This window comes from Sphaerisporangium perillae (assembly GCF_023276435.1).
GTDB lineage: Bacteria > Actinomycetota > Actinomycetes > Streptosporangiales > Streptosporangiaceae > Sphaerisporangium > Sphaerisporangium perillae.
In genome coordinates, this window is sequence record NZ_JALLPO010000051.1 from 25,468 (window position 1) to 35,663 (window position 10,196).

Here is a 10,196-nt window from a genome sequence, read left to right on the forward strand (position 1 = left end):
CGATCGACATTCCCGGTCTTGCGCTCTGACAGGGAGATTCCGTGATGACAGACGTTTCGCAGATCATGAGCCGCTTCGAGGCGGCCGCGACCGACGCCGTCGAGCGAATAGGTCCGGTGGGGCTACGACGGCTGGCCGAGCTGATCGGACGTGACATGCCGCGGTCGTGGATCCTGAGGTCTGTGCCGACAACTGATTACCAGGAAGCGGCAGAGTCGATCACCGATGCCCTCCGGGAACTCGACGACTTCAGCGCAGAAGCCGCCGCCGCGTACCTCCGCGGTGTCGCGGCGGGATACGAATGCCACCCGGATTCGGTCACGGCAGAATCTGTCCGGAGCGGCCCATCGACGCATGCGGTGCCGCAAGAAGCCGACTCCGGCGCGGCCAGCGGATTGGTCTTTTAGGGCGATCGAGTGGCGGGGACGATCAACGAGATAGACAATTCCCTGTATGAAGGCATACGTCGGGGTGACCGATGGTGAGTGGTACCGGTTCCTTGCTGATCGCCCGGCGTTGACCGAAGTGAACTTCTGGCGGCCGTCCGGAGCGCGCGAGTTCCGGGTTCTCAGCCCCGGTGAGCCGTTCTTCTTCAAAAGTCACCACCCGCACAACCGCGTGATCGGTGGCGGGTTCTACAGCGGCTTCGCCCAGCTCCGCGTGTCCGAGGCCTGGGAGTTCTTCGGCCAGGCCAACGGTGCGGCTGACGTGGAAGAGATGCGCCGGCGGATAGGCAAATACCGAAGCCAGCCGATCGCCCCCGGTGAGGACCCGATCATCGGATGCGTCTTCATCCGCGACACACGCTTCTTCCCGCTCAACGATCCCGCCGGACCTCCCCCGGACTTCGCCCCGAACATCGTGCAGGGCAAGGGGTACGATCTGGCGGTTCATCCGCAGGCCGGCTACTTCCAGGATCTGCTCTCGCGCCTGCTAGGAGCGCGCATGGAGATCGACCTCACCGAACCGTGGCACCGTGACGGCCCGGTATACGGCGATCCCCGTCTGGCTCCCCGCCGTCTCGGCCAGCAGTCCTTCCAGGCCGTGGTCCTGCGCGCCTACAACCGGCGATGCGCGATCACGGGAGAGAAGATCCGCCCAGTCCTGCAGGCCGCCCACATCCGTCCCCTCTCAGCGGGCGGCCAGCACCGCCTCGACAACGGCCTCTTGCTGCGCTCGGACGTGCACACACTTTTCGACCGCGGATACCTGGCGGTGGACCCCGACTACCGACTGCGGGTCAGCCCACGGCTGCGCGACGAGTTCGGAAACGGCGAGGAGTTCTACCGGCGAGCCGGACAACCCATAGCCGTACCCGAGCACCGCACCGACCGCCCCAACCGCGAAGGCCTCGAGTGGCACTTGGACGAGATATTCCTGTCGCCCTAACCCAGACGGCCCGTTCTGTCGCCGAGCTTCTTGCCAAGATGCCATTACAACGACACGCACGAGAGGCGAGAAGCCACGGCCCTTTCAATTTGGGTCCTGCGCTCCCTTGACGTGGCTTGCCGACCAGTCAAGCGCCGAAACCACTACATCCCAAACGGCGTCGTTCGCCAACAGGTCAATGTCGAACGAGGGGTACAGGTCCAACTTGGCCGCGGGCAGCTCCACACCCGGCGCCTCGTTTAGCCTTCGGCGCAGCTCGTCGCGGAGGATGAGGTCGTTGAACGGGACTCGCTTCTTCAGCGTGGCGAAGGGCACCTCTACCGTCTTGGCGTAGAAGCGGACGATGGGCAGGATGTCCTTGCCGAGCTTGATGATAGGGGCGCAGGATGCCCCTGCCGCCCGGCCGAACTGCACCTCACCGCCACGGCCGCGCCACCATTCCAACAAACGGGATACTGCCCCGGCCGCCTGCGGACCTTTCGTCTCACCCAACTGCTGGAAGAAGCGCTGCTCGTGTTCGCCGAGTTGGACGTAACCGTCGTCTCCGGCGAGCTCCGCCTCACCCAGGTCCACCGCCCCAGGCAGCTCCAGCAGCTCGGCCAGCTCTCGCGCCGAGATCCGCTGGCTGGGATCCGCCCGATCGGCGTCATCCAACTTGATGCCCTCTGCACGGAGAACCTCATGAATGTCGCGATCATCGTTCTCATCCACCCAGTGAAATCCCGGCGAGACCTGCCCTGTCGCAGTGAGCACCCGGTGGGCGTTAAGCACCTGCGACGTGGACAGATGGACACCGACGGGGACGGCGTGTGACCCGATCAGCTCCGCCAGATCGCCGTAAGTGGTCCACGTGCCCGCAGGCAGTGCCGCGAGCGCGGAGTGGAGCAGCGTCCAATCACGGGATGGGCCGACCGGACCGACGTCCAGCGGACTCGGCCAGATCTCGATAGCCCGCGAGGCGAGTTCGTCGGCGCGGGAGTGGATCTCCGCCTTGCCCCAGCGCTCGTGCTTGGCGATCTCCTGGTTCATGACGAGACTGGTGTGGGCCAGGAAGTCACGCTTCTTCGCGAAGGACATGTTGCTCAGCTCGGAGTTATAGCCGCTGAGCGTCAGGTTGCCGAGGGTGTGCACGAGCTCCTTGTGGATCCGCTCGGCATCCCCTTCGGTGGCGAGCTGCTCTCGCCATTCAGCCGTCGGCGACTGTGGAAGCACGTGCTCGATGGTGATCTTCTTGTCCGAGAGCTCGACCGACTCCTTGCCGCCGTACGACTTCTCCAGCCTCCGAAGCACGAGTTTCTGCTGTGCGGTACGCCCTTGCCAGTAGAACGCCCGGTTGCGGACATCGGAACGGAACTGCTCGTCCGAGGACCAGAACAGCCGAGCCGGCGAAAGACTCGCACGCACGACATTGGCCACCGGCTCTTCACCGGTCAGCTCGGAGGTCAGCCGCATGAAGATCTTGTTGAGGTTACCGGTCGTGACTCCCCCGATGAGACGGCGGACCAGGAAGCTCTCGATGTAACTCTGCGCCTCCACCACCTTGTCTTCAGACACCTCGCCGCCGTCGTGGAGTTCGAGCAAGCGCATGATGACGGGATAGGCGGTGTTGCCCTTCCACTCGTTCAGGAAACGCAGCCGCGCATCGATCTCCGATCCGCCGTTCGGTTCCAAGATCCGCTGCAGGTACCGGGCGCGGCGGGCGAGGTTCTTGACGTACTCCTCGACGTGATCCTCGACGTGCCTCTTGTCCATGGTCACGGACCGGAGCAGTTCCTGGTGACCGCGGTAGGTGTCGTTGTACTGGGCCTCGTCACCCCGGTCGAGGACCAGAGCCAGGTACATCAGCTGGTCCATCCCCTTGGGACCGAGCTTCTTCTGCATCGGCAGCCAGTAGGTGTCGTAGACGAACTGACCCTTGGTGGGCAGGTGCATGAAGACGTAGTTGCGGATCAGGTCGACCTGACTGAGCCGCGTGCCCGTGTTGTTGATCGACTCGAAGATCCGGAAGGCGTTGTCGTCGCCCTCCACGACGATCTGGACGACGTTCAGCCGGTTCAGCACGACGCTCTCGATACGGGCGATGTCATGCGGATCGGCCGGATCGTCGACCTCGACGAGCTTGGTACGGAAGAACTGGTAAGCGCTTGCGATCAGGCTGCCGGTGGCGCCGAACGGCTGACCTTCCACGCAATCTTTGAACGCCTGCCGGTCCACCTGGGTCGGCAGCAGGCGGTATCGCGCATCGCCGGGGCGGAACCTGTTGATGAGGTGCGTCTCATTGATCCGCTCCCGGTGCAGCGGGTCCTCAGCAGCCTGGTGATCGCGCAAAGCACACAGGGCCACCATCAGGGTGGTCAGACGTTGCTGACCATCGACCACCAACCACTCGTAATTACCCGGCGAGTTGTTGGGACCGGGAGCCAGGACCACCGAGCCGAGGAAATGGCTGTTGTCCTTGCCCTGCTCGATCCGATCGGCCTGGATCTCGATGTCCCTCCACAGGGTGGCGAGCTGCTCGCGCTCCCAGGAGTACGGCCGCTGGTACAGCGGCACGAGCAACTGCTGCTCGCCACCGATGAGTCCGCGCAGCGTCGTCTCGTTGGCCTTCACACCGACCCCTTGGAAATGCAGAACCCAAGCAAGACCAACGATCTTCGCACGTTCCATTGGTCTGAGTAAATGGAACACCCGAAAAGGGAACTCTGAATCCCTCACTCCAGCCACCAAGTACACATACTTCGCATTCCGGAAAGACGCCGCAGTTCTGGTGCCAGGCGTCCTCGGGGTGATCACGTCTCAAGCAGTAGTGCTGAATCCGCTGCCGGCCAAGAGCCGCGCAAGGCGTCCGCTCGTGCCGCCAAAGATGGTTCCCCCAATAGCCCGCAGAATGGCCGTCAGAGGGAGCGGCGCTGGTTGAACCAGTTCGCCAGTCGTTTGAGATCATCCGGAGTGGCCGTCCGCGGGGGCACGGGTCCGGGAATCTTCACGATTTTCCGGGGTACCGGTTCGGGAGTGGTGATGATTTCCGGGGCCACCGTTGCAGTCTTCGGCTGCCGCCTTTTCGGTATCTGGGCCTTGACCTGGACGGTCTTACCGTTCGCAGACCTCGACCTCGCAGACGGAGGGCCAGGGCGGGGAGCGGGCTCATTACCGTTCTCGGCGTTCATCTTCTCCTTGGCCCAGGCGAGGTGCTCCTTCAGAATCGGGCGGACTTGGTCGGCACGTTCCACCTTGGCCTGACCGAGGAGACCGAATCCTGTGCTGCACAGGCCAAACACGCGCGCTGTGTTGTTTTGCTGTCTCGCCTTATTGATCTCCTCCACCAACCGGGTCAAGCGGGCATCCGGGCCTTTGGACGGCGCCGCGGGACGTGGTGAGGTGACGCGTGCGGAAGGGACGCGCTTCGCGGGAGGCGCAGGCTGCGTACGACCGGTGGGCTGGCGGTTCGCCGGTGGCTTCACTTGGTCAGGGCCGCTGGCACGCGTCTCCGTCGACGCCGCGCCGTAGAGCTGTTCCTTGAGCGACTCACGGAAATCGCGATAGTCGTCACGGGCAAGGGGGTCGCCCCCGAAACCGGAGTGGCCGAAGACCGCCGCGTCCTGGAGCGTGGCCTCCTCCAACCGCTGCTCTGTGGCGGCCGTCGCCATCATGACTTGCCGCTTTGACCTGTCCCAGTTCAAACCCGCCATGGATCCCTCCCAGCGTCTTCACACAGGAGGTTCATCAGGGCGCCCCGAGAGTCCCGTTGCCGAGCGCGGCCAGCCCTGCTTTGACCAGGGCGGATGCCTGGTTCGTGACCTGGTTGACGGTCTCTTCGACTGCTTGCAAGCGCTGGAATGCCTCGCCGAGCCGGCGCTGCTCCTCCAGCGGGAGCCGAGGGATCTCCACCCGGCGGATCTCGGATCGCGAGGTTGCCGTGTGGCCGCGGTCGCTCGCCTGATCACCCGCGATTCTCAGGAACCCTGCCAAGCACACCGGATCGACGCGTTCCGGATCCACGCGTAGGAGAAGGAGTCCAGGGCCGAGTACGGCACCGCCCTCATGCACCACGCGTGCGGCGAAGGCCCGGCCACCCAGGGGGAAGACCACGTCACCGGGCTCGACGACCACCATGTCCGGGGCGGTGGAGACACGTCCGGTCGGCGCCCTGCCGGCGATCACATCCTCCACTGTCAGCATGGGGATGTTCCCTGACACCGGTTCGGATCTAGGCGCCTGGTGAACGCCGAGGGCCCCGGCCCGAGCCTGCTCCGCGATCGTGGTCCTGGACAGTTCCCCACCACCACCGGCCCTCAATGTAGGCAGGCCGTCCCGATCAAAGGTCCTGAACGTGCGTAGGTCCTCCAGGGCGCGTTGGAGTGCGTTGGCAGAGGAACCGACAGCGTCGAGGGACGTCATGAACCCTGGTCCGCTACTACCGCCCGACCGCCTGCCGGCGTGCCGCCCGGGGGTCAGATCCAGGTCCTCATCGAGGAGATCGATAAGAGGGACGATGCCGTCCACCTCGGCAGAGGAGTGGAAGTCGCGCCATCGTTCCAGGACCGTCTCGCGGAGCTGCGTCCAAGGCAGCTCTGTGACATCCATCATCAGAATCCGTGACGGGACCGGGTCCCCGGCTTGCGGTCTACGCAGGATCCACAGGTGGGGCGCTCCAAGAGCGTTCGGCGCCGCGCCCGCGGGGAGTGCTATGACGGCACGCAGGGCACCGGTGCGCAGCAGTCGCGCCCGGATCCGGCGGCCGGAGCGGCGGTCCGCGGCGGCCGCCGGCATCAGCACGACGACGTGTCCGCCCGGCCGGACATGGAACAGCCCGTGCTGCACCCATGGCAGCTCAGGCTCTCCGCGTGGCGGCACGCCGTACTCCCAGCGGACGTCACCGGCCAGTTCCTCATATCCCCAGCTGCGCTCGCCGAAGGGCGGGCCGCAGACGACGGCGTCAGCCTGGAGGGAACCGAACGCAGAGGCGAACGAAGAGCCGAATCGGTCTTCACGCAAGGAGTCTCCGGCTCGGAGGGACGCCTCATGCCCGTGCAGCAGGAGCCGTACGGCGGCGATCCGCGCCGCGGCCTCGTCCCGGTCCTGGCCGAGGAGCCTCGTCGCACCCGCGGCGGCCGTGGCCAGCAGCAGGTTCCCCACTCCGCACGCGGGATCGAGGATCGTGCCGCCCTCGGCCGCGGCCAGGTCCGCCATGAGGCCGGCCACCTCGGGCGGCAGGACGGCGACCCGCCGGGAGTGGGCTTCGAGATAGCGGGCGTGGAGAAAATCGAAGGTCGCCTGCGCGCCTCGCCGCTCCGCCAGTTCGGCGACCGCACGCAGCAGGGAAAGCTCGATCGTCACCGACGACGTGCCCGGAAGGTACTCGGCAGTGAACTCCTGGGAGGAGATCTCCACGTCCCCCCGACGGGCCACCTGCTTCCATTTCGCCGGTGATCTGTCGAGGAAGAGGAGGAACGCTCCCAGGTGTCCGACGACCTCTGCGAGTTGAAGGTCCTCGACACCCGCCCGAACCTGCTGCCAGACGCGCTCGTCGAGTGGCACCTCGGCGAGCTTGCCCTGGCGACGTAGCCACTCCCCCACGTCTTCCAGGGAGAACAGCGGGCTGCTGGACGTCCCGCCGACGGGCGAAGGGAAGTCGTCGAACCTGCGGCGCCAGTTGCTGACGGCGGCGCGCCCGACACCTGCGACCCGTGCGATGTCGGCCGCCGTAACCGTGGGGCTGTGGTGCATGGTTTATCCCAAACTTGCGAGTACCGCCGAGTACATGTGAACGGGATCGTTGGACAGGTCGTGGGCGACCCAGCCGGGTAGCGGCGGAAGGTCGTGGGCCCACGGACGCAGACTGCGGTAGACCGATACGGCGTTATCAGGACGCCGGCCCGGGTCCTTGGCAAGCAACTGAAGCGTCAGCTTTTCCAGCTCGCCAGGAACCTTTTCCATCGCCGGCGGGTCCTCCTTCAGGCCCCGGGTGATCTCCGTCATCAGGTCCCGCGACTCGAACGGTCGAGAGCCGGTGAGGAGTTCGTACAGGACGCAGCCGACGGTGTAGAGGTCGCTGGCGCGGCTAGCGCCGGCGCCTTCAACCAGTTCGGGCGCCATGTAGCGCGCGCTTCCCGGGCTCTCCCCTGTCTGGGTGATCCGGGAGAACTCGTTGGCGCCGGGTGAGGTCGCGACGCCGAAGTCGATGACCTTGACCGCTCCGTCCCGGCACAGCACGAGGTTTTCGGGCTTGACGTCGCGGTGGAGCAGGTCGGCCCCGTGTGCCGCGGCGAGTACGGCGCACACCTGGGCACAGATGAAGGCCGCCCAGGGCACGGGCAGGGAGCCTTGCTCGTCCTTGAGCTTCCCGACGGAGTCTCCGCTGAGCGACTCCATGATCATGTACAGGTCGCCGTCGTCGCCGAAGTCGAACACCACCGGGACCCCTGGATGGCGGAGCCGGGCGGTGATCCGGGCCTCGCGGTTGAACCGGCGCCGTGCGTCCTTCGCCGACGCCAGGTCGGCCGAGTTGATGAGCTTGATGGCGACCGGCCGGTTGAGCCGCAGGTCAATGCCCTCCCAGACCTCGCCCATTCCGCCCCGCCCGATGGGCGAGGTGATCCGGTAGCGCTCGGCGATGGTCCTCACGGGAGGAACCTGCTCTTGCGGCCGTGCCAGGTGATCAGGACGCTGTCCCGCGCACGGGTGGCGGCCACGAAGAGCAGCGAACGGGCTTGCCGCAACTCCCTGCGGTAGCGCAGCGGGTCGTCCTTCTCGTACACGGCGATCCGGTGGTCGGGTACCAGTCCTTCCGCGACACCCGCGATGATCATGCGCTGGTACTCCAGCCCCTTGAAGCGGTGCATCGTCCCGACGTGGACGGGCGCCTGGCGGAGCTTCGGCCCGTTGGTCCCGATGGTGCAGGAGAGGATGCCGGCCTTGGCCAGCCACTCCTCGACCTTGCCCACCATCTCCCGTGTGGGGACACAGACGGCGATGGAGGCGCTGTCCCACGCCTTCACCTGCTCGACGATCCCGTCGAGCTCGGCGGCCCAGGTGGAGTACGACGCGAACACCGGCTCCGGCCCGCGCAGCACCGAGCGGTAACCGGTGAGGTCGTCACGGCCGTCGTCGAGGTCGTCCCATTCCTCCTCGCCGAGCAGCCGGACGGCCGCGCCGAGGATCTCGTGGGTGGTCCGGTAGCTGAGGGTCAGCTTCGATGACCGGCCACGGATGTTGATGCCCAGGCTCCCAAGCGAGACCTGGTTGCCGTAGATCCGCTGGTGGGTGTCGCCGGCGATGAACAGGTCGTCGGGGCCTTCGGGGACCATCGCGCGCAGCATCCGCCAGTGTGCCGCGCTGAGGTCCTGCGCCTCGTCGACGACGATGTGCCGGTAGCGGGGCCGGTGCCAGATGCCGGACTCGCGCTGCAGCTTCACCCCGTTCGCCTGGTCGGCCTCGTAGGAGGCCATCGCCCGGGCCCGTTCGATCTCCAGGCGTGCGGCCCGTTCGGCGACCTGCCGGAAGGTCCACAGGCCCTTGTCGTCCAGGCGCATCACGTACCGTTCGACGAGCTGCCAGATCGCCGCCCGGTCCTCCCGGCTGATGGGACGGCCGCGTCCGGCCCGGCGGGCGCGGAAGTAGTCCGCCCTGGTCACGACCCCCTGGCCGAGGATTACCTGCGACCACTCGGCGTGCAGGAACTCGGCGTCCCACCGGCGTTCCTGGAGTTCGTCGAGCAGCTCCTGCCATTCGTTGACGGCCCTGTTGTCGTCGATCCACTGCCGGTCTCCACCGGCCGGGGTCTGCGAGACGATCTCGCTGGCGAGTTTGTCGATGTTGCGGATGTCGACACGCTTGACGACCTCCGGACCGGCGAGGTCCATCAGCCGATGGCCGAGGTCGGCGGCGAGGTTGGTGTTGAACGTGGTGAGCAGGACATCCTTGCCCTCCCCAGGCCCGAGGCGCTCGACCAGGTGTTTCACCCGGTGCAGTGCCACGATCGTCTTGCCGGTGCCCGGCCCGCCGCTGACCCGGGCGGGGCCGCGGTTGCCACGCTCCACGATCTTGCGCTGGGTGGGGTGCAGGAACACCCGCCAGCGTCCGAAGTCGCCCTGCTCCAGGACCTCCTGCAGGGCGGCGTCCTCGGTGGTGACGACCGTGGCGGGGCGGGCGAGCGCCGCCTGGTAGTCCTCGGCGTCGATCTCCTCGACGGCCGCCACCGGGGTGGTGACCTGGTCCAGGACCTCCTCCGGCGTCTTGCCGGAGTACAGCGCGAGCAGCACCTCGCCGGTGAGCTGCGGCGCGTAGGAGGCCAGCCCGAGCAGCTCGTCCTCATTGGTGATCTTCGCGATCAGTCCGAGCAGCGGCTCGGCGACGCCCAGCTCCAGCAGGGTCTCGGCGGAGAACTTCGCGAACAGCGGCTCCGGCTGCGCCGGTACGGCCGGTTGGACGGCCGTCTCCTGGACGAGCGTCTCCTCGATGGTCAGGAGGTCGAGGAACTCGATGCCGCCGGTCACCGGGTTGATCTGGTAGGCAAACTTGTCCAGGTTGTCGTAGACCTCCTGGCGGGGCTTGACCGCGACCAGGATGTAGTCGCTGCCTCCGGCGTGCAGCAGCAGCGCGCGGTAGTCCAGGTTCACCCGTGCGGAGTACAGCCGCGGGTGCCCCTTCAGCTGCTTGAACCGCAGCCCTGGGCTTTCGGGGTCCTGGCGGAACTTGTGCTGGAAGTCGTAGATCGCACCCTTGACGGCCCTCGGGAGCTTGAGGATCTCCTTGTCGGCCTTGTCGAGCAGCCGCAACGTCGCCTGACTCACTCGGCCTCCCTCTCC

7 protein-coding genes are annotated in these 10,196 nt (G+C 66.4%); 2 read left to right on the forward strand and 5 right to left on the reverse strand.

Translation table 11 applies throughout. From position 1 onward, the window contains the following. Positions 1–41: 41 nt before the first annotated feature. Both MYF83_RS36140 and MYF83_RS36145 read left to right on the forward strand, forming a co-directional pair. Positions 42–407, forward strand: coding sequence for a hypothetical protein (locus tag MYF83_RS36140; RefSeq protein WP_248965302.1), 366 nt, complete (start codon positions 42–44; stop codon positions 405–407). A 46-nt stretch (positions 408–453) separates the two neighbouring features. Then, positions 454–1,389 carry an HNH endonuclease gene (locus MYF83_RS36145; protein ID WP_248965303.1) on the forward strand — a complete coding sequence of 312 codons (936 nt, stop codon included), beginning with the start codon at positions 454–456 and terminating at the stop codon, positions 1,387–1,389. An 84-nt stretch (positions 1,390–1,473) separates the two neighbouring features. Here MYF83_RS36145 and MYF83_RS36150 read toward each other — a convergent pair whose 3' ends face one another. From MYF83_RS36150 to MYF83_RS36170, 5 genes are all read right to left on the reverse strand, one after another. Further along, a complete protein-coding gene (locus MYF83_RS36150) occupies positions 1,474–3,999 on the reverse strand; it encodes a GmrSD restriction endonuclease domain-containing protein (protein ID WP_248965304.1) in 2,526 nt (841 codons plus the stop codon). A 284-nt stretch (positions 4,000–4,283) separates the two neighbouring features. Next, positions 4,284–5,078 carry a hypothetical protein gene (locus tag MYF83_RS36155; protein ID WP_248965305.1) on the reverse strand — a complete coding sequence of 265 codons (795 nt, stop codon included), beginning with the start codon at positions 5,076–5,078 and terminating at the stop codon, positions 4,284–4,286. A gap of 34 nt (positions 5,079–5,112) precedes the next feature. Further along, positions 5,113–7,116: an N-6 DNA methylase gene (locus MYF83_RS36160; RefSeq protein WP_248965306.1), complete on the reverse strand. Its 2,004-nt coding sequence runs from the start codon at positions 7,114–7,116 to the stop codon at positions 5,113–5,115. Between the two features lie 3 nt (positions 7,117–7,119). Continuing rightward, positions 7,120–8,013, reverse strand: a complete 894-nt coding sequence (locus tag MYF83_RS36165) for a serine/threonine-protein kinase (RefSeq protein ID WP_248965307.1) — start codon at positions 8,011–8,013, stop codon at positions 7,120–7,122. Then, on the reverse strand, positions 8,010–10,181 hold the full coding sequence (locus MYF83_RS36170; protein WP_248965308.1) for a UvrD-helicase domain-containing protein: 2,172 nt from the start codon (positions 10,179–10,181) through the stop codon (positions 8,010–8,012). Before MYF83_RS36170 ends, MYF83_RS36165 begins: the two co-directional genes overlap by 4 nt. Positions 10,182–10,196: the final 15 nt, after the last annotated feature.